The 510-nt window shown below is 61.2% G+C and carries 1 protein-coding gene; it reads left to right on the top strand.

Annotated features, from left to right (window positions below):
• A partial coding sequence (locus tag P792_RS38580) for an MFS transporter (RefSeq protein WP_035439617.1) occupies positions 1-510 on the top strand: 510 nt, incomplete at both ends.

The following is a 510-nucleotide window of genomic DNA, read 5'->3' as shown; positions in this document are numbered from 1 at the left end:
TCATGAGCGTTGCCATTGCGCTCATACGGTTCATCTACCCAAAGGCAGCGCTTGGCAAAGGGCTGGCCCTGAACGGCCTGATTATTGGTACCGGCGTGGCGCTAGGCCCTACTGTCGGTTCTCTGGTCATGTCGGTTGCCGACTGGCCGTGGATTTTCTGGATCAATGTGCCCCTCGGGCTGGCGGCCCTGGCGCTTGCCAGCTTCGCCCTGCCAGTTACGCCACGCTCGGAGAAGGCGGTCGATCTGCCTGCTGTGGTGCTGACCATCTGTGCCTTTACCTTCACCGTGATTGGCGTTGATGACGCGGTGCATGGCGGCCTCTGGGGCGCATTGCTGCTCTCGGGGGCAGGCGTTCTGTGCTGGGCAGCGCTTCTGCGCTATCAGCGCGGCAAGGACGAGCCTGTGGTGCCGGTCGATCTGCTGGGTGTGCCGTCCTTCATGATTGCGTTCATTGTCGGCATGACGGGGTTTGTCGCGTCGAATTTCTTCATCATCGCCATGCCCTTCA

The sequence above is a fragment of the Asaia sp. SF2.1 genome, assembly GCF_000505765.1.
GTDB lineage: Bacteria > Pseudomonadota > Alphaproteobacteria > Acetobacterales > Acetobacteraceae > Asaia > Asaia bogorensis.
This window is presented reverse-complemented; position numbering and strand designations above follow the sequence as displayed.